22 protein-coding genes are annotated in these 19,764 nt (G+C 46.9%); 15 read left to right on the forward strand and 7 right to left on the reverse strand.

Going from position 1 to position 19,764, the window contains the following annotated elements:
* On the forward strand, positions 1-243 hold a 243-nt coding region (locus tag L696_RS29020; protein ID WP_209441011.1), incomplete at its 5' end, for an anhydro-N-acetylmuramic acid kinase.
* A gap of 392 nt (positions 244-635) precedes the next feature.
* On the opposite strand, the gene L696_RS0126435 is transcribed toward L696_RS29020, so the two are convergent.
* Positions 636-1,115, reverse strand: coding sequence for a DinB family protein (locus tag L696_RS0126435; protein ID WP_025686320.1), 480 nt, complete (start codon positions 1,113-1,115; stop codon positions 636-638).
* Between the two features lie 233 nt (positions 1,116-1,348).
* On the opposite strand from L696_RS0126435, the gene L696_RS0126440 reads away from it, so the two are divergent.
* Both L696_RS0126440 and L696_RS0126445 read left to right on the forward strand, forming a co-directional pair.
* Entirely contained in the window at positions 1,349-1,771 is a 423-nt protein-coding gene (locus tag L696_RS0126440) for a MarR family winged helix-turn-helix transcriptional regulator (protein ID WP_025686321.1), read from the forward strand.
* A 73-nt stretch (positions 1,772-1,844) separates the two neighbouring features.
* A complete protein-coding gene (locus tag L696_RS0126445) occupies positions 1,845-2,426 on the forward strand; it encodes an NAD(P)H-dependent oxidoreductase (protein WP_025686322.1) in 582 nt (193 codons plus the stop codon).
* A 170-nt stretch (positions 2,427-2,596) separates the two neighbouring features.
* On the opposite strand, the gene L696_RS0126450 is transcribed toward L696_RS0126445, so the two are convergent.
* Positions 2,597-3,064 carry a GNAT family N-acetyltransferase gene (locus L696_RS0126450; RefSeq protein WP_025686323.1) on the reverse strand — a complete coding sequence of 156 codons (468 nt, stop codon included), beginning with the start codon at positions 3,062-3,064 and terminating at the stop codon, positions 2,597-2,599.
* Positions 3,065-3,256: 192 nt separating this feature from the next.
* On the opposite strand from L696_RS0126450, the gene L696_RS0126455 reads away from it, so the two are divergent.
* The 3 genes from L696_RS0126455 (at position 3,257) to L696_RS0126465 (ending at position 4,943) form a co-directional block, all read left to right on the forward strand.
* Positions 3,257-3,694 carry a MarR family winged helix-turn-helix transcriptional regulator gene (locus tag L696_RS0126455; protein ID WP_025686324.1) on the forward strand — a complete coding sequence of 146 codons (438 nt, stop codon included), beginning with the start codon at positions 3,257-3,259 and terminating at the stop codon, positions 3,692-3,694.
* Between the two features lie 21 nt (positions 3,695-3,715).
* Entirely contained in the window at positions 3,716-4,546 is an 831-nt protein-coding gene (locus tag L696_RS0126460; protein WP_025686325.1) for a DegV family protein, read from the forward strand.
* Between the two features lie 199 nt (positions 4,547-4,745).
* Positions 4,746-4,943, forward strand: coding sequence for a VOC family protein (locus L696_RS0126465; RefSeq protein WP_025686326.1), 198 nt, complete (start codon positions 4,746-4,748; stop codon positions 4,941-4,943).
* A gap of 139 nt (positions 4,944-5,082) precedes the next feature.
* Here the strand turns inward: L696_RS0126465 and L696_RS29025 are convergent, their stop codons facing one another.
* The 3 genes from L696_RS29025 to L696_RS0126480 all read right to left on the reverse strand — a co-directional run bounded on the left by L696_RS29025 (position 5,083) and on the right by L696_RS0126480 (position 9,631).
* The gene (locus L696_RS29025; protein ID WP_049827535.1) at positions 5,083-5,859 is read right to left on the reverse strand and encodes a BclA C-terminal domain-containing protein; all 777 of its coding nucleotides are present in this window, start codon (positions 5,857-5,859) and stop codon (positions 5,083-5,085) included.
* 450 nt (positions 5,860-6,309) lie between these two features.
* Entirely contained in the window at positions 6,310-7,533 is a 1,224-nt protein-coding gene (locus L696_RS0126475) for an MFS transporter (RefSeq protein WP_025686328.1), read from the reverse strand.
* Between the two features lie 70 nt (positions 7,534-7,603).
* Entirely contained in the window at positions 7,604-9,631 is a 2,028-nt protein-coding gene (locus tag L696_RS0126480) for a beta-galactosidase (protein ID WP_025686329.1), read from the reverse strand.
* 139 nt (positions 9,632-9,770) lie between these two features.
* Here L696_RS0126480 and L696_RS0126485 point away from each other — a divergent pair, with 139 nt between their 5' ends.
* From L696_RS0126485 to coaD, 8 genes are all read left to right on the forward strand, one after another.
* Entirely contained in the window at positions 9,771-10,607 is an 837-nt protein-coding gene (locus L696_RS0126485; RefSeq protein WP_025686330.1) for an AraC family transcriptional regulator, read from the forward strand.
* 192 nt (positions 10,608-10,799) lie between these two features.
* Complete coding sequence (locus tag L696_RS0126490) at positions 10,800-12,617, forward strand: APC family permease (protein WP_025686331.1); 1,818 nt, start codon at positions 10,800-10,802, stop codon at positions 12,615-12,617.
* 180 nt (positions 12,618-12,797) lie between these two features.
* Positions 12,798-13,916 (forward strand): acyltransferase family protein, encoded by a 1,119-nt coding sequence (locus tag L696_RS0126495; protein WP_025686332.1) that lies wholly within the window; start codon positions 12,798-12,800, stop codon positions 13,914-13,916.
* A gap of 95 nt (positions 13,917-14,011) precedes the next feature.
* Positions 14,012-14,644 carry a hypothetical protein gene (locus tag L696_RS0126500; protein WP_025686333.1) on the forward strand — a complete coding sequence of 211 codons (633 nt, stop codon included), beginning with the start codon at positions 14,012-14,014 and terminating at the stop codon, positions 14,642-14,644.
* Entirely contained in the window at positions 14,637-15,152 is a 516-nt protein-coding gene (locus tag L696_RS0126505) for an accessory gene regulator B family protein (protein WP_025686334.1), read from the forward strand. The genes L696_RS0126500 and L696_RS0126505 overlap by 8 nt, the downstream gene beginning before the upstream one ends.
* Before the next feature lie 5 nt (positions 15,153-15,157).
* A complete protein-coding gene (locus L696_RS30005) occupies positions 15,158-15,280 on the forward strand; it encodes a cyclic lactone autoinducer peptide (protein WP_014281032.1) in 123 nt (40 codons plus the stop codon).
* A gap of 313 nt (positions 15,281-15,593) precedes the next feature.
* A complete protein-coding gene (gene rsmD, locus L696_RS0126515) occupies positions 15,594-16,232 on the forward strand; it encodes a 16S rRNA (guanine(966)-N(2))-methyltransferase RsmD (RefSeq protein ID WP_025686335.1) in 639 nt (212 codons plus the stop codon).
* Positions 16,225-16,746 carry a pantetheine-phosphate adenylyltransferase gene (gene coaD / locus L696_RS0126520; protein ID WP_025686336.1) on the forward strand — a complete coding sequence of 174 codons (522 nt, stop codon included), beginning with the start codon at positions 16,225-16,227 and terminating at the stop codon, positions 16,744-16,746. Before rsmD ends, coaD begins: the two co-directional genes overlap by 8 nt.
* Here coaD and L696_RS0126525 read toward each other — a convergent pair.
* Entirely contained in the window at positions 16,709-18,004 is a 1,296-nt protein-coding gene (locus L696_RS0126525) for a nucleoside recognition domain-containing protein (protein WP_245233453.1), read from the reverse strand. The genes coaD and L696_RS0126525 overlap by 38 nt on opposite strands.
* 232 nt (positions 18,005-18,236) lie before the next feature.
* Between L696_RS0126525 and L696_RS0126530 the strand changes: the two genes are divergently transcribed.
* Entirely contained in the window at positions 18,237-19,268 is a 1,032-nt protein-coding gene (locus L696_RS0126530; protein ID WP_025686338.1) for a YlbL family protein, read from the forward strand.
* Here L696_RS0126530 and L696_RS0126535 read toward each other — a convergent pair.
* Positions 19,258-19,764 (reverse strand): nucleotidyltransferase family protein (locus L696_RS0126535; protein WP_025686339.1); only part of this gene is annotated, 507 nt, incomplete at its 5' end. The genes L696_RS0126530 and L696_RS0126535 overlap by 11 nt on opposite strands.

Consider the following 19,764-nt stretch of genomic DNA (forward strand, 5'->3'; position numbering starts at 1 on the left):
GTGGATGAAGTGATCGTCAGCGGCGGAGGCGCGCATAACCGCACGCTGCTGGCAATGCTGGAGCAACTGCTGCCGGAGCAGAAGGTGCTGACTTCGGGGGCGTTCGGAGTGAGCGACGATGCCAAAGAAGCGGTTATTTTCGCGCTGCTCGGCAACGATTTTATGCACGGTCTCTGCAATAATCTGCCTTCCGCCACTGGAGCGGAACGCCCTACCGTAATGGGGAAGCTGGCCTTCCCCTAATTTATGAAATAACCTTTAAAGTATAATGCTTGCGCACCGGGCAATCCGTTCATACCTATCAAAGAACAAGCTACCGAGATGTTTAAGAAAATTCTTTAAATAAATGCTGCAGTTAATTTGTTATATAAGGGCTGTCCCAGGACATCATCGAAGAACACTGGGAACTGCCTTTTTTTATTTTAGGCTGTTTTCACATAGATTGTTGCTTTTTGACCATACTTTTAAAAGGTTGATATAATGGGGTTTAAGGTTGCGTTCGAGGATATGGAAAGATGTATATGAAGAGTTCAATGCAGGAACAGGGCGTGTTAAAGCCGAAGAAATCGACGCTGTGATCGGTGGGTATATTCACCCATCTACTTTGTTATGCACAGATACAGTGTTCTCATCTATCAATCCCATATCTTAGGACGTTCAATTCCCATTGTTCTCATATAGTCTAACAACTGACCTGTGTGAACAGATTCGTGGTAAGCAATGCGTAATAACATATCCCCAAGTTTTTTAACATAGCCACCTGCATCAAGAAGGTCTATTTCTATATTTTCTAAGTCGTTTATACTAATTGTTTTAATATATTTCAAGAATTCCTCACGATAAGGCTGTGAAAATTCAAGTTCATCTTCTACTGATGTGAATTCTTTTGCTTCAAAGGGATTAAACAAATTAGATAGAGCTTTACCACCTCTCCCTATAAGAACTTGGTGAAAAAGAAACTCAGCTTGTAATAAATGTCTAATCATTTCAGCACAAGTAAGAGCGTCTTCATCAGGTTTCCAATTTAACATTTCTTCGGGTATAGCTTTCCATACTTTTATACTTCTACGTCTAATTTCTTCAAAATTTAAAATTATTAAATCAGTTGCATTCATCTAAACTCAACCCCTTTGCTTCTATCCATAGGTAAATTATACCAATATCATTTTTAATAGACAAGAATATACCTTTATAAATTTACGCAAAACAAAAAAAATTACGAAAAAAGCCTTATTTTATAAAGCAAAAAGAAAGGGCAACTTGAATCATTCATACGTTAAACTTAAAACCAGATCAGACTAACAAAAAAACATTTGATATATATAGATGTCTATGTAATAATGCTTGTATGTTAAAAAATAACGCAGCCGCACTGATAGGAACAATCAGAGACTCGATCAATAAATTGATTGTGACTGAGCTCGAATCATATGGAGTTGAAGGGATTGTTCCTACCCATGGTGGAATATTAATGCTCCTCTATCAAAAGGACGGGCTTTCCATTAAGGAATTGACGCAAAAAATTTCTCGTCAGCAGCCAACAGTCACAGTTTTAATCGACAAGCTAGTGAAACTGGGGTATGTCGAAAGAAAAAAAGAAAGGGAGGATAGCAGAGTTACCCTGATATATCTGACCGATAAAGGGAAAGAGCTGGAGCCTGTATTTGAGGCGATCTCCAAAAGATTAAAAGAAACCCTTTATGGTGGTCTCAAAGACGAAGAAAAAGAACAACTGGAATATCTGCTGGAACATGTGAAAAACAGATTTTAAATTTTTTTTGAATAAATGTATAGATATCTATATGATTGCTCAAATAACAATAAAACATTTGGAGGTTATTGAAATGAAACATCTTATCATCTATGCTCACTCTAACGCTGAAAGTTTCAATTATGCGATACTGGAAACTGTTGTAAATACCTTGAAAGAAAAAGGTGACGAAGTCGTTGTACGCGATCTATATGCTCTTGATTTTCAACCCGTATTAAAACCTGAGGATACTGCTGCTATGAGAGCGGGGCAAACTCCGGCTGATATCAAAGTGGAGCAGGAATACATCTCACAATCGGATACGATTACTTTTATTTCTCCCATTTGGTGGACAGGTCTTCCTGCTATCCTGAAAGGTTACGTTGATCGTGTATTTGCATACGGTTTTGCATATACGTCTGGTCCAGAAGGGATTAATAAGCTTCTTACAGGTAAAAAAGGTTTTATTGTGAATACACACGGTACTCCCAACGTTATCTACGATGAAATCGGTATGACCGCAGGATTGAAGATCACATCAGATACGGGAATTTTTGATTTTGTTGGAATTAAATCCGTCGGTCACTTGCTGCTTGGAAGTATCGGCTACCTTGATGAAGATGGCTATAAAGGACTGTTGAAGCAGGTCCAAGACACCGTCAAATCAGTGTTATAACGAAACAATATTATCACATTAAAAGGCTGTTCTTACCGTTAAGAAATGTACGGCAGTCTTCAAATGATGAGGTCAACCAGCATTTACTGGTTGGCCTTTTCTTCTATATAAGCTGGCTTCGAATGCGCAGTGGCACTACATGAAACTTTTAAGTTCAGTTTATATAGGTGCTAATATCCTTCGACGGTTTTGGAATGTCCCTCTACGATTAAGGACATGTAAACGTCAATAGGATCTTCACTTTCAACTTTAAAACCAAACCGTTCATAAAGACGTCTGGCAGAGCTTCCTTGCAGGACATTTAAGGTTACACGTTTTCCTTTTACATCATTTTGTTCAAGTAGATTTCTTAATACTTGACTTCCGACCCCTTTACCTTGGTAATTGGGGTGAATATAAAAATGCTCCAATAAATAACCGTCAAACGTCGGTTTAAAAGCTACGCAGCCAACAAAAGAAGAGTCTATTTCGATGATCCAGGTATGGATAGAGTCGAATGCATCACGGAAGCGTTGACGAACTTTTTCTTCATCAAATCTTCCTAACCTGGTTAAATCGTTACGCAGTACAATGGCCCGTAAATGAGCTATGGTTTCAACATCGGAATTTTGGGATTGGCGAAGAGTAAAAGGTTTCATCTCATGTAACAACTCCTTTATCGTAACAGGCAAGAGGTGACCAGCATGTTTTTTTTCTTATTATACACTGAATTCTCATAATCCTTGTATTAAAATTCACAAATAATTCATTATTATTATCGTCAGCAATTGATTATAGTACATAGTATTAATAGTTAACTGTATGTATTATGTGTTTTGCGGAGGTTCACTATGAAAGATTATGAATTAAGGGACGATTTGAGAAAATCCGTTAACCGGATTTATGACATGGAATTATTCAGTAGCCTGACGGAGCTTGTCCAAGGGGAAAACCATGTGCTTCAATATTTAGTTCAGCATCGAGATGATGAAATTAATCCATCCTTACTCAGTGACCACCTGCATGTATCCAGATCGAGAATTACGGCAGCGCTTACGACCTTAAGAAAAAAAGGCTATGTGACCATGGAAATGTCCGAGCATGACAGACGACGAATGTGTGTAAGGCTCACACCAGAAGGTGCCTCCCTAATTAAACAGAAACAAGAGAGAATTGAAGGCTATTTTGAAGCGCTGGTAGAGGGTCTGAGTGAGGACAATGTCAGGGAATTTATACGATTGATCGAGCTTTCCATTCGTATTATGAATGCGAAATCTACTGAAAAATAACATAATGTGAGGGTGTACAGGATGAGGTATAAAATAATAGCGGATAGCTGTTGTGACTTAACAACAGACCTTAGAGAAGAAATGAAAATCACGATGATCCCGTTAAACATGACATTGGGAGAAAAATGCTTTGTAGATGATGAAACGCTAGATTTACCTCAGTTTATGGAAGAAATGAAAGCCTGTACAACTAAGATCGGATCGGCTTCACCGTCACCTATGCTGTATAAGGAAGCCTTTCAAGGTGAGCATACTTCTTTTGCCATTACAATATCCAGCAATCTGTCCAGTTCGTATTCAAGTGCATTGGTTGGTAAGGATATGGCGGAGGAAGAAGGGGCTGATGTTCATGTATTCGATTCGAAAAGCGCGTCGGCTGGACAAATATTGTTAGCTCTAAAATTACGCAAGCTGATCGACGAGGGATATCATAAAGGAGAGATTATTTCTTCCCTGGAAAGCTTTATCACGAAGATGAAAACCTATTTTGTGCTAGAGAATCTGGACAATTTGGTGAAGAACGGACGAATGAATAAAATTACGGGAAAGATACTTTCGTTCCTGCATATCAGACCCATTTTGGGTTCAGACAGTGACGGAAATATCGCATTGTTTACCCAAGCGCGTGGTCAAAATCAAATCATTGAAAAGCTGGCAGATACGATCGAAAAAAGTGGTCGGGCTACGGAGGGGGAAAGCATTGTGATTACCCACTGTAATAATCCCGGGCTTGCGGAGAAACTGGTGAATGCGTTGAAGAACCGATATCAATTTAAGGATATTCTGATTGTGCCCACCAGAGGAATCAGTTCGATGTATGCCAATGACAAAGGAATTATTATGGCGTTTTAAGCTATTGGAGTGAATGGTACTCTCTTATTAAATCAAGGTTTATGCCAATTCGAGCCTGAGTTGGTGTAAGCCTTTTTGACATGCTGAAAAAAGGGTGTTGACCCTCTATAGGCTGTATGGAGCGGGGGGATATGACTCATACGAGTATAAACGAAGTACATACGCAGGAATTTTAGATTCACCCGGAAGCACGGGTCGGTTGGGTGACATTGTAACAGCTGGAAAGCTGCCCTCAGGCACGGAAAAGCTTGATCCCGTGTTATTTGTGCCCGCAGGCGTGGATCATCACCATATTGGCGGCAATGTATGGAATGGAGAAGGTAACCCCCATCCTTCCGCTCATGCGACAGGGGTTAAGGAAATTATACTGCTGCTTTCTGGCGATGGATCTTTGTAGAAGCTAAAAAGCACGCTTGACGGCCCAACCTATGGAGAGCTGAATGGATTTTCTGTCATTGACCCAAGCGGAAACAAGCTGTTGTTTGATATTAGCAGATGAGCAGGTCAGCCATATGTTAAATCGGATGTATCCATGTCTAACTTAATTTTTTGATAACGACAGAAGCGTTTACGTTGGCTTGGGTACCTCCAGCCAAGGTTTGCAGGGTAACCGCAGCGGCAGAGCTATGATTCCGCAGGGTAAGGACATCACCGGATGCTAGAGCGAGGATGGCCTGCCCTGTGTTTTGCTGCGTACCAGCTCCTGAGCCGTATATGGTTCCTGCTGCCAGAGTGCCATTGATAAATATGGCAAATTGGCCTGGCTCTACACCCGATACTGAAAAGTTAACTTCATAGTTCCCCGCATCGGTAACTGCAATCTGCGTAGTGCCGGGAGCATGGGTAATTCCAGGTGTAAGTATACCGTTCGTATCGAAAATGACATCCGCTTCTATCGGAACAACTTGAGCTCCTAAGTTGTAGATATAACCAAACTGAGCTATTCCACCTGCGGCTCCTGTAGCTCCCGTCGCCCCGGTGGCCCCTGTTGCTCCTGCGGTACCCGTAGCCCCAGTGGCACCTACCGCACCCGCAGGACCTGCTGGACCGACTGCCCCTGCAACGCCCGCAGGACCTACTGGACCGACTGCCCCTGCAATGCCCGCAGGACCTGCTGGACCTGCTGGTCCTACCGCACCCGCAGCTCCAACTGCGCCCGCAGTGCCCACAGCCCCCGCTGCGCCTACATTTCCGGCAGCCCCAACGGTGCCCGCAGTACCCACAGCGCCTGCTGCGCCCACATTTCCGGCAGCCCCGACATTTCCAGCAGCGCCCACATTTCCAGCAGTTCCGACGGCTCCAGCAGCACCCACAGCGCCCGCTGCACCTACGTTACCTGCTGCACCTATGGCTCCAGTTGCGCCTGGTATACCTAAAACATTTTGAGGTATATTTACACGGACGATTTGCTTTCTGACGACGATTTCCTTGCAAAAGCACTTTCGTTTCGAATGGCATTTTCTCTTCGGACGTTTTTTACTAAACCAAGAGCTGATAAAAACGTCTTTTTTACGGCCTTTCTTTCGTTTCAATTCGGGACGACCCAATACAAACACCTCCATATCGATTTGTTGTATACTACTCCATTCATCCAAGGCAGGCATGGACATCTGTCCTGTGGTTGATAGGCAATGATCTATTTTTGGGTAAAAATGGGTCTTTGTACAGGTACATTCATCTACTTATATAAAAATAGCGCCCCCGGCTGTTACCTTGGTTCACACCAAGGAACAGCAGAAGGCGCCAGAAGAAGCGTGCCGTAATTATGAAGCAGTTTGAAGCCGCTTTTTGCGCATGTATATAGCGTACAGGATGACGCCAAGCAGGCACAAGGTACAGGCGAAGCCTGCCAGTAACCAGGCTGAAGCGACAGCCCCGCCGCGATCCATGCTGTGTCCGAGCCATAATGGCAACAGAGCGCCTCCGACTCCACCTGCGCCAATAAGCAGGCTGGTTGTGGATTCTTCTGTGCCGGGCATCATCTTGCTGGCAAAGACGAGTGCGATTGAAAAGATACCGGACATGCCTAGCCCTAGCAACGCGATAAGCACAAAGGCACCAGCAGTTCCCTTGACCAGCGGGAACACGCAGAGTAGCATGGTCGCAGCAAGCGAGCTAAGGGCAACAAAGACACCATAGCCGTATCGGTCGGCAATGTTTCCTGCGAACAGTCGCCCGGCCGCCATTGCCAGCCAGAAGCAGGTAACACTGAGTGCCGCCTCGGCTTGGGAAAGGCCCAGCCGTTCAATGAACATAGAAGGTAGGAAATTGGCAAGGCTCATTTCTGTCCCTACATAGATAAAGAAAAAGATGATAAACAGTGCCAGCAGCCGCCAATTTCCCGCAGTGCTTACTTTAGAAGCTCCCTTCGATGAGGAATGTGGGGCCGAGACGGAATGCGTATGCCTTTCCCTGGGACGCCCATATTCGTCCAATACGGCATCCAGCTTGCCGAAGGATCCCCGTAGCCAGGCTACGACTGCCACCGCCGCACAGACGGAGATGACAGGGAAGGCCAAACGCCCCCAGCCAAGGGCGATCAACTGGCTGGCAACCGCAGGCATAGCTAACGCGCCGATTCCGAAAAAGACCTCCAGACGGCTCATCGCCGCGCCCGTTCCTTCGGTAATACCGCTAATCACGATGGTTCCGATGACCGCTTCCACCATGCCGAAGCCAAAGCCAGCTACCGCTCCGACGGCATATAGCCAACCCCATGGTGGCAGCAGTGAATAGAGCACTTCCGCCGCACACAGCAGCAGCAAGGCGAATACAAGCGTCCGGCGTTTGCCAAACTGCCGCGCAAGCCATGGCGACAGCAGGACGCCAACCAGAAAACCGGAAAATTGGGCGAAGATCAGACTTCCGCCCTCCGTATAATTCCGTCCATAGTGCTCCAGCAGCACGGGCAGCAGAGACCCTACAACCACGTGCGCCAGGCCAATTAGAAAATAAGACAAGCTGCCAATCCATAGCAGTCGTTTCATGATGAACTCCTTTGATACCTGAAATTGCACTTATACCGTAAAGTGAACGATAATGTGAGGTATTAAATATTTATGATAATTCCAGCACATGAAAGCCATAGCCTCCGATGGTAACATCTCCTTCCAGGAATTCGCCACTGAGCAGCTCATGTCCTTTTTGTTCATCCAGATGATAATTCTGTTTCTCGGCGTTATGGTTCAAGATGAACAAATACGATTTTCCATCCTTGGAGCGAACGCTGGCCTCCACACCCGCAGGAGCACGCAGCAAGGACAGAATCCCTTTTTCCTCACAAATATAGCCCAGCAGACCGTCCAGGAAAGCTTCTTCAGGGTCCGAAGCCACATACCATGCTTCACCTTGACCAAAACGATTGCGTGTTAGTACGGGCATTCCCTGATAAAAATCATCGCCATACTCCGCTAGCACCTCGGCACCTTCGCTATGCAGCAGGTCGCAGAGTAAGCCACATTCATATTCCCCTTGTAATGCTCCCACCTGTTCCTTCAATACGATCCGATTGCGTGACTCTGGCAGAAGCGCGTCAATTTCTTCTACCCAAACTCCGAGAAGCTTACGCAGCTTACCCGGATATCCTCCGGTTGTGACCAGATCGTTTTCATTCACAATTCCGCTGAAAAAGGTGGTGACAAAGGTGCCGCCATGTTCAGTAAATTGTTCCAGTTTTTCCGCTGTACCCGGCTTGACCATGTAGAGTACAGGCGCGATAATGAGATCATATTTCTGGAAATCTGATTCCACGGAAATCAAGTCTACCTGGACGTTACGGCGGAAGAGGGCGGCATAGTATTTATGCACCTGATCGACGTAATTCAGTGCTACAGAAGGACCGCTTGATTTTTCCAGTGCCCACCAATTATCCCAATCGAACAAAATGGCTACTTTTGCGTTCACGGTGGCATCCAGCAGCGTATTACCTAATGTGCCAAGCTCGCTGCCGAGCTGTGCCACCTCCCGGAATACACGTGTATTCTCATGACCGGCATGCTCAATCACAGCCCCGTGGAATTTCTCACAGGCTCCGATGGAACGGCGAAGCTGGAAGAACATGACCGTGTCCGCGCCATGCGCTACCGACTGGTAACTCCATAACCGCATGATACCAGGCCGCTTGAGCGAATTGTACGCTTGCCAGTTTTGCTGGCTCGGTGTTTGCTCCATCAGCATAAACGGCTGCCCATCCTTAAGACCGCGCATCAGATCGTGGGCCATCGCGGTATAGCTCGGTGGGGTATTAGCCCGCGGATAGCTGTCCCAAGACACAATATCCATGTGCTTTGCCCATTTGAAATAGTCCAGTTGTTTGAAAAAGCCCATCAGATTGGTCGTTATGACAGCTTTGGGGATATGCTTTTTGATCGCGTTATACTCCAGCAAATAGCATTCCAGCATACTGTCTGAATTAAAGCGCGCGTAATCAAGGGAAATGCCCTGAAAGGTAGAGTGGTTTTCGCCCCAATGCTCGCTCAGATTATTTGGGGGTACAATTTCATCCCAATCATAGAAGGTGTGTCCCCAGAACGAAGTATTCCATACCTGGTTCACTTCTTCCAGTGTTCCATATTTTTGTTTGAGCCACACTCGGAATGCAGCAGCACAGTTATTACAATAGCAATCCCCGCCGTACTCATTGGACACGTGCCACACGAGGATCGCAGGATGATTTTTGTAGCGTTCTGCCAGTCGGTCAGCCATGCTCTCAGCATATTTGCGGTAGGTGGGACTGTTCGGACAGGAATTGTGGCGTCCGCCAAATTTTCGTTTGCGCCCGTCGGCATCGACCCGGAGAATATCCGGATATCGGGTTGCCATCCAGGCAGGATGAGCCGCAGTGCTGGTGGCAAGACACACAAAGATACCGCTTTCATATAAACTGTCGATGAATTGATCCAACCATTCAAAATGATATGTGATTTCATCCGACTGAATTTTGGCCCAGGAAAATACGTTGACTGTGGCGATATCAATTCCTGCCAGCCGGAACATCCGTAAGTCCTCCTGATGTGTGGTGTCATCCCATTGCTCAGGATTGTAATCTCCGCCGTAAAATACTTTAGGCAGTTTACCGCTTATCATGCCAATCACCTCTATATATAATAATAATTCTATCTTATAATACAAGTAAACGCTTTTAAATATAATAAAATGAACATGGATATAACAATATGGACCTGCATTAAGGAATACATAACCACGTGCGCCGGAGGTGATTTTTATGATTTTAACTCCCCATCATTTGCGATTTTTTCTGACTACGCGTGAGCATTCTTTACCGCTTTTTATCGAAAGTATCGGATTTAACAGCAGGCAGGAGGATGTATCCCGGCCGGAGGGGTATCCCTGCTTTCACTGGATTCAGACGGTGTCCGGGGAAGGGGTATTCACGTTCAAGGGGGGCTCTTTCCGTTTGGGAGAACATGCCGGAGTCCTGCTGCTGCCGGGCGAGTCCCATGCATACAGCCGTACAACGAAAGTATGGCGAACGCTGTACATTACGTTTGACGGACCGATAGCCGCTGCTGTGCTGACCGAACTCGGATTGAAGCATACGCGCGGGTATCATTGGGACGCCCATAGTGAACTGGACAGCTTCGGAGAAAGTATGCTTCATTCTATGGTGAGTGAACGGGATTTATCGGGGCTGGACGCTTCGGCCAATATGTACCGCTTTCTAACTTTGCTGCGCAAACATGGTCAATACAGCTCTATGCCTTCCTTGTCTCATAATGTAGAACGTTTGGGGCCTGTGCTGGCTTTTATGGAACAAAATTATGCCAGTCCGGATATCGGCTTGTCCGATATGGCGGTGATGATGAATGTCAGCGCCCGTCATTTGAATACGTTGTTCAAGCAGGCATTCGGTGTGACCTCTTACGCATATCTGATCGTCATACGTCTGCGAAAGGCTAAGGAGATGATGACTGAATTCCCGCACTTAACGGTAAAAGAGATCGCCGAGCGGGTAGGGTTCCGTGATGTCAGTCATTTTGTGGCGACTTTCCGCAAGGCCGAAGGAATTACCCCTGAAAGGTTCAAATTATTGTATTTATAAGGGTATTTTATCGAAATACTCTTTCTTACTCGGGAATGCTCATTATAGGAAGCGTTCCTTATTGTTTTTTTCAGGATGAGGGGGTATAAAATAATAGTTCATTTGTTTCATCAATCTGATGTACAGGTGACATAATAAACATACGATCCAAAGTTCTTCTGCAAAACCCCTATCCAAGAAGGAGTTAACGAAATGCTGAGTAAAGTCAAAAGATTACTAATCGGTCGCCCTCGAAAGTCGACGGCCCTTGAAGAGGAGAAACTAAACAAGCTCAAGGCTCTAGCCATTCTGTCCTCAGATGCGTTGTCCTCTGTAGCTTACGGAACAGAGCAAATTTTGTTAGTTTTAATTACAGCGGGCTTCGCTGCCCTATGGTACTCCATTCCTATATCCATCGCGGTATTGGGGTTGCTGATCATTCTGATCCTGTCCTATAGACAGACCATTTTTTCCTATCCTGGTGGCGGGGGAGCATACATTGTTGCACAGGACAATTTGGGAAAGGCTCCGAGTCTGATTGCAGGCGGCTCTTTGCTGGTCGATTATATTTTGACGGTAGCAGTCAGCTCGTCGGCGGGTACAGATGCTATTACATCGGCGTTCCCATCGTTACATGATCATCGGATTGCGATTGCACTGATCATGATCATCTTTTTGACCATTATGAACTTGCGCGGGGTGACAGAATCCGCCTCGGTGCTGGCTGTACCGATTTACTTATTTGTTGTTGCCATTTTTGTTCTGATTATTAGCGGTATCATCCATTACGTGGCAGGAGGAGCCCACGCTGCGGCACCGCAATTTGGAGCTACGGTATCCAACGTCAGTCTGTTTCTGCTGCTGAAGGCGTTCAGCTCAGGTTGCTCGGCGTTAACCGGGGTAGAGGCTGTCTCGAATGCCATTCCGAACTTCCGCAAGCCTGCTGCCAAAAATGCGGCAACTACGCTGATGATGATGGGCTTGATTCTCGGGTGTATGTTTATCGGAATCAGCCTGCTGGCTTATTGGTACGGTGTTCGTCCTAATCCGCATGAAACGGTCATTTCGCAAATTGCGAACGCCACTTTCGGGCGCGGTGTGATGTATTACATCATTCAAGGCGTGACGGCGTTAATCTTGTTTTTGGCGGCGAATACAGCTTATTCGGCCTTTCCGTTGCTCGCATTTATGCTGGCCAAAGATAAATACATGCCGCATATGTTCATGGTTCGCGGAGATCGGCTTGGTTACTCGAACGGTATTCTGTTTCTGAGTATTTTCTCGGCATTGCTGGTCATCGTATTTGGCGGAAATACGGTAAATCTGATTCCGCTTTATGCTGTAGGGGTATTTATTCCGTTTACGCTTTCCCAACTGGGAATGATGATTCGCTGGATTCGTCTCAAGCCGTCAGGCTGGGTCGTCAAGCTTGCTATTAATACCATTGGAATGCTGACCACGCTGTCCATTACGCTTATCTTTATTTTCACCAAGTTTAGTCAGGTGTGGATGGTGTTTATCTTCCTGCCTCTGGTTCTGTATTTCTTTATGAAGATCGAAAGACATTACAAAAATACGGCTGAGCAGCTGCGGATCGACATTACGAAGGATAAGCCTATGGTCAAAGGCAATACAATCATTATTCCGGTAGCTGGTATTACACGGGTCGTGATGAATACCATCAGCTATGCCAAGACCTTGTCGGATAATGTGATTGCTGTATATGTAGGTGTTGATGATGAAGCGATCTGCAAGATGGAGCAAAAATGGGAAGAGTGGGATGTAGGTATCCGATTGGTGGTGCTGAAATCCCGTTATCGGAGCATTATCAATCCGCTTCGCAAGTTCATTGATACGGTGGAGTGGAAAAAAGCGGACGAAGATCATATTACCGTCCTTATTCCGCAATTCATTACGAAGCACTGGTGGGAAAATATTTTGCACAACCAGACCAGCCTGCTGATGAGAGCTTATCTGATCAATTACAAAGACGTTATTGTAACGACTGTTCCTTTTCATTTAAACAAATAAATCGTATAACAGTCCTTGCAAGGGAACAGGCGATTATAGCTTGACAAAATGAACATCTTTTGGCCGCATGTCATGCGGCTGGAGGTGTTTTTTTCCATGCCAGCATATTTACTTTAACGATACGTTTTGTGTATTATAGATACAAAATGTATCGTTAAGGAACGGATATGGAGGGATACGATGGCAGGAGCCAAGGGTGAAACGGAACATAACAAGCTGCAATTTGTAGATACGCTGAGAGCGCTGGCGATTATGGGCGTGTTGCTTGTTCATGTCAGCCAGCATGTGGATGAATTAAACGGATGGTTGCAAAAGGGTTTGAGCTTGGGAGCGAAAGGGGTCGCTTTATTTTATCTGGCTAGTGCTTTTACACTCTTTCTGTCTTTGAGCAGACGTATGGGTGACAGAAAAGAGCGTGTCTCGGTGTATCTGGTGCGTCGTTTTTTTCGAATTGCCCCGTTGTATTACGTTATGTTAATCATCTATTTGGTTGTGAACGGGACAGGGCCCCGTTTCTGGCTTGGGGATCAGGAAGGGGTCACCGCTGCCAATATCGCAGCTCATATTTTGTTTCTGAACGGTCTGAATCCGTACTGGATCAACAGCATTATCGGTGTGGAATGGTCCATTGCGGTGGAATGTATGTTTTATCTGTGCGTGCCGTTATTATTTAAGCTGATCCGATCGATCCGGCATGCTGCCTGGTTTGTGATGGGCGCGCTTCTACTAAGCTTCGGGCTGAATACGGTGTTTGCCCATGCTCCATGGATCAGTGATCACTCGTTATGGGGGCATTATCTGTATTTATGGTTTCCGAACCAACTGCCTGTTTTCGGACTGGGGATATTGCTGTTCTTCATATGGAAAGACGAGCGGCATTGGAAAAGTATGGATCGATTCAGCGGGGGATTGCTGCTTGGCTCCGTACTGTTTGCTCTTTGTACGGGGATGACGGATTATCTCATCGGTGTCCTGTTGCTGCTGGCAGCCTATGCTTTGTATCACTGGCAGCCTGTGTGGCTGCTAAACCGGGGATGGTCATGGATCGGCTGCCTTAGCTACAGTATGTATTTGACGCATCTGCTTGCTCTGGATATTGTAAGCCAGATTGAGCTACCATTTTCCCCTGTTGTTAATTTGACTCTTATGTTTGTTATGACACTGCTGTTGACCACAGGTTTGTCCTGGCTCACCTATTCTTGGATCGAGCAACCGGGCATTCGTTGGGGAAAAAAGATCATATCACGTATGAAGTCTGTGCGCTCACAGAAAGATTCGGTCAAGGAAAGTGTTGCCTGAGCTGTAGCTTTCTTCTCCATCCGATAACATTTCGTTGAAGTGCTTAAGAAATCTATCAAATCATTGAAAGGACCTCTTGAAAAGGAGATGCATGTATGCTTGTGAAGCCTTTCGGCTTTTTAGTATTTTCCACGTTTGAAGGAGTGGCAGTTTTTGCGCTCATTCTTAGTATTTTTAAAGTTAAAATGACTCCTTATGTATGGCAAGCGATTTTTGTGAACCTGGTTATGAACCTGCAAAGTTATTTGCTGAGAGAGGAATTGTCCCTCGCTTATCTGGTGCCTGTCATTAACATGCTGCTTTTTATCTTTTTGCTCGCTACGGTGGTGAAAATTCCGATTGTGTGGTCAGGCATTATGACGGTTACTGGTTATTTTGCTTATGCGGTCATTCAGTCGGTGCTTTTAAAAGCGATGTTCGGGAGCCTGCCAGTCTCTGAGCTACAGGAAGGTTCCCTGAAGGGATATCTGCTGCAAACGATAAGTGCGGTGGTAGGACTGCTCATTTCATTTATTTTGTATCAAAAAGGTATTGGGTTTGCCGTTAATTTCAAAAAGCTTAAATTTAGAGCTGAATACGGCATTGTGATTACACTCATTATTTTATCCTTCATATCCACCTCTATCGTGCTGTACTACAACGAGGTATGGTTAAATATGATGTTTTTTGCACTGGTATCGGGATTCTTCATCTATTATGCGGTTGGAAAGGAATATCGGGATGATTGAAACGATGGCTTTCAAGCTTGCTAACCAGATCAAACGGACTGTGCCGGATCATCCAGCTTCTATCCCGGTACTTAAATATGCACTGGCTCTTATTATAAATGCCTCCATGATTATTGTGTTGACGCTGCTCGCCTCATTCTTCACCGGGCGGACGGCAGAAGCTGTGACGATTCTAGTGGTTTTTGCCTTGTTGCGCCAAATGTCAGGAGGGATTCATCTAAAAACAGGGATGGCATGTATTGTGGCGACCTCTGTAGCTTTTACAGCCCTATCCTGTATCTCTTTACATAGTTGGTGGACAAACGTGTTCACCGGATTATCCCTGCTTCTTGTCTTATGCTTTGCCCCGTCCAGAATAGAAAAGCAGTCGCGCATTCCATCTCGGTTTTATCCCCTCCTGCGACTGTTGTCTTCCCTGCTTGTATGTACTAATTTTGTAATCGGTTCCTCTGTAGTGGCTGTTGCTTTTCTAGTCCAGAGCCTGACGTTGATTCGGGGAAGGAGGTGAGGAAAATGGTGAAAAAAATCGTATATGGTCTGGCGACATCGTTGTCTATGTTTGCTGCATTTGCTGTATCAGTAGCGAGTTATGTGTATGTCTATCAGGGAGATACGCCCGAGGAGCTGCTTAAATAGTATAACTTCATTTTCTTATATACATAGGCTGCCAGTGAGCAGCTTCTTTTTTTGCAAAAAAAAAAATCAGGCGCTCCAATAAGAGCGCCCGAATGGGAGAGGAGAAACCGGACGAAGAGCTTATGGGGAAACGTAAGTCTTCTCCGCGGTTGTCTACGACATTGGTTGAATGCCGATATCTTAAGGATGCCCACGATATGGTTTTTTATACCTCCTCAAACCCTACGTTTTTCAAACGGCGATGCATGTGGTACGATAACGTCATAATCTTTATATGGTTATCAGCACATATAGAAAATAGGTGAGTTTCAGCGTGAGAGTGGTATCGGGTAGTGCCAAAGGAAGGCCGTTAAAGGCAGTTCCCGGCACAGGGACGCGGCCGACCACGGATAAGGTCAAGGAAGCGTTATTTAGCATGATAGGTCCTTATTTTGATGGGGGAGTCGCGCTTGATCTGTTTGCAGGCAGTGGCGGCCTGGGTATAGAGGCGCTCAGCCGGGGAATGGACAAGGCAGTCTTTATTGATATGGAATCAAAAAGTATTGATGTCATTAAAGAAAATTTGCGAAAAACCGGATTGGAAGAACAGGCTGAAGTGTTCCGCAATGATGCCGGACGAGCGCTCAAGGTGCTGGCTAAACGTGGAGCTCTTTTTGATGCTGTTTTTCTGGATCCGCCCTATCGTCTCAAGCATGGTGATGAATTGATGAGCCGTATGGCTGAACTGGACTTGCTTCGTTCCGAGGCAGTCATTGTGCTGGAGTATGAGTCGGGACATAAGTATCCGGAAAGCTTTGGACCGTTCGAACAGGTCAGAAAAGCGGTCTATGGCGAAACAACGTTATCTATCTACCGCTTTGCAGCAGAGCAACCGGACGATGCAGGACATACGGAGGCCGGAACGGAAACATCCGGTATAGCCGAAACAGGCGGGGAGGACCATCATGACTGAGCACAAACCACGTATTGCCGTATATCCGGGAACCTTTGATCCCGTGACGATGGGGCATCAGGATATTATTCAAAGAGCGGCGAGGCAGTTTGATCTGCTGATTGTCGCGGTACTTAACAATATTAGTAAAAATCCACTGTTTTCTCTGGAGGAGCGAATGGAGCTACTGCGGACGGTAACCCGCGATATTCCGAACATTGAGGTGGACAGCTTCCGTGACCTGACAGCCAATTATGTACGTGAAAAAGGGGCTCAGGTGATCGTCAGAGGAATCCGGTCGGTGACAGATTTTGAATACGAGCTGCAATTGGCTTCCACAAACCATAAGCTGAACCCGGATGCCGAAACGATCTTTATGATGACAAACCCAACCTATTCATATCTGAGTTCCAGTATGGTGAAGGAAATCGCCCATTTTGATGGCAAGGTCGTAGATCTGGTGGCTCCTGAAGTCGAGGATGCGCTTCGTGCCAAGGTTAACGCCAATCGCGGCGGCTCCACCATGAAGTCATAAAGGAAATGACGAGCAGTGTAAGTATAATCGCGCCCAGCAGCGCAATAGACAAGATTGTTAGCTGCCAGGGATACAGCGACGGACTTTCCAACTGTGTCCACAGGTTGCTGCTCTCTGCCATAACGGAATGCGCGGCTGGATCATAACCGCCTTCCGCGAAGGAAGAAACAGAGCTGCGGCTAACATATGCGGGAAGTGTATTGCTTGTGATACGGCTAAGAGGCGTCCATGCGACGAGTGTGAGCACAAAGGCGATGATGCCGTGAAGCACCCTGGATATGGTGAACGTGATGCCTTTGTCCGAGGGTCTGGTGACGGCTGTGATTTGGAGCCAGCCGCATAGCCCTCCCCAGCCTAGTACAGCGCTGATCAGAGCCGCTTGTGTACGAAGTTCGTAGGGCAGTCGACTGATTTCATAGGAACCGAGATGGATTTCTATCCAGGCGGGCCAGATGAAAGAAAATGCTCCTTGACCTGAGTATATGGATAGCAGCCGAATCAGTACGGAAAAGAAAATAATGAATCCACCTGTCATCATAAGTGTCTGTACGGCATGGGATACGGTTTCGCCCAGCAGCTTTCCGAAGCTGCGTCCGTCTCGTTCTCTGGCAGAGCGTGTGGCGTTCCATGCGGACCGGATGAGGGTAGTAGAAGTACGGGAAACAGAGGTTCGCCGGAGGGCAACTGGCGTTTCCCGTTTTTGCGATTCTTTTGACGATGAAGTTAGTCTGACTGTAATCGATCCCGCCAACAGGCCGGAGATCCAGTGAATGGCAAGCAGCATGGCGCCTACAGCAGCATTGTGCAGCAATCCTGTCCCGATCACGAGCAGGATGGTAATCGGATTGCAGAAATGAGTGATAGCCGTCAATCGTCTAAGCTGGCGCTCGGTCATATCCTCCTGCTGTGTCCATTGGCGCACTGCTTCCGCACCAGCCGGAAATCCGGCAGTCAGACCGAGGGCCAGTACCCAGCCGCTTCGACCCGGAAGACGGAACCAGGAGCGCATGAACGGTTCCAGGAGGACGCCAAGCCCATGCACCAAACCGAAGGCGACGAGCATTTCGGACAGCATTAAGAAAGGGAGCATGGCCGGGAAAATAATGCTCCACCATAGCTTAAGCCCCTGGGAGGAGGCTTGAAATACCTCTTCCGGTGAGGAGACAACAGCCAGCACGAGCAGAATGGCACCGAGTCCTAGGAACAGGGTTGTCCAATAAGGAGCGGAATGGGCTTCCTTTTGTAGCAAAGGGTTCACCTCCCTGGCAGTGATATGATTTCCATTTAAAAAAACGAATCTCATCGTGTGTAAATATAGTAGAGTTCACCGTATGTTGCTTCTAGCGCCTGTTCGCGTTTGTAATCGGCCGAGGTGCTCGTACGCGCTGTCGGTAAATAATGTATGCTTTTTTGTAAGAATTGAGAACAGATAGGGCACAGAGTGGATTTGGGTGAGGCAGGAGAAGTTAAGGCTGTGAGGGGGAGAAGCAATGAAACGAATTAACCGGAATAGAGCTTTTTTTACAACCGGATATGTTCTGTTCCTGGCCGCTATGGTCTATGTGCTGGTATATATGCCAACCCCGTATCTGATCTATGGACCCGGCGGGGCGAATGAAATCAAGCCGATGGTTACCGTTCAGGAAGGCGACCATAGCGAACGGGGGACCTTTATGATGACGACGGTATCGGCGCGTTATGCCAATGTCATTATGCTGGGTATGTCGAAGCTGGATGCCAATTCGGAGATTCAGCGCAAGGAGGATCGCCTGCACGGTCGAAGTGAAGACGAATATGCAGCAGAGCAGGTGTGGTATATGGGAGATTCCCAGTCTTCCGCGATGGAGGCTGCTTATACGCGGGCCGATATTCCTTATCGCATTGTGCCGGATTATGTGTATGTATTTAAGGTACCCGGCTCGAACAGTGTGTTTCATCCCGGAGATGAAATTCTGGAGCTGAACGGGGGAAGGGTAACGGATAATCGTTCCATTCGAAATGCCCTGGAGGATGAAAAGGCCGGAACGATGGCCAAAGTGAAGCTAAAACGTGATGGCAAGCTGCTGACGGTGCAAGCTCCATTAACGACCATCACGGACAGCGAAACAGGCAAACAGCGCCCCGGCTTTGGAGTCAGCATCGCTACCGTTCAGAAAGTAGAGCCGAAGGATGAACGTAAAACGATTCATTTTACGTCAACGGATGTGGGCGGGCCTTCGGCTGGTTTGATGTTTACGATGGAAATTTATAATCAGCTGACACCGGGCGATCTAAGCAAGGGATATCGTGTTGCCGGTACAGGTACGATTGATAAGAATGGTAAGGTGGGAGCTATCGGTGGTGCAAAGTATAAAATTGTTGCCGCTGACCGTCAGGGTGCTGAATTGTTTTTCGTCCCGACGGACAATTATAAGGAAGCCCAGGCCAAAGCCGAGCAAATCGGAACCCGTATGAAGCTCGTTCCGGTTCGCAAGCTTGACGATGCGTTAACTTATATGGAAAAGCTCCCGATCAAATCATGATGGGCGGCCGCAAGTAATCGGCATACATGTCACGAATGACGGGACGGGGCATTCCGGCGGCGTGTATGGCTGCTGCTGCGGTGTCCCAGTCCAGATGAGGATGCGATCCGGCTGACGGCTTGACCCATACCGGAAGGGTCGCTGTCTGCTTCATTCGAGCCAGCAGCTCGCGTCCGGAAGTATTAAAGCCGAGTACGCGGATATAGCCGGGGCCTTTCGCCAGCTCGGAGGGGGCCATATCTGCTTTGGCATGATTTAGCAAAATATGGGTGAACATACGCTGAAGCTTCGTACGAGTGTACCGCTTCGTCTTGACGGCGGCGAGTAATGCCTCTACGGAGGGCTGGGGCAGCGTGTACAGCGATTGCCGCAGGCGATGCTCCAGCCCTTCGGTCACCTCGTGCAGTTCCGCCAGCTGCTGCGGGCTGCGCGTGATCAGGGCGTTCAGCAACGGTTGGCTGAACGCTTCCCATTGCAGCGGCGCGCGTCGGGCTTG

Origin of the sequence: Paenibacillus maysiensis (assembly GCF_000520815.1) — a bacterium.
GTDB classification, from domain to species: domain Bacteria; phylum Bacillota; class Bacilli; order Paenibacillales; family Paenibacillaceae; genus Paenibacillus; species Paenibacillus maysiensis.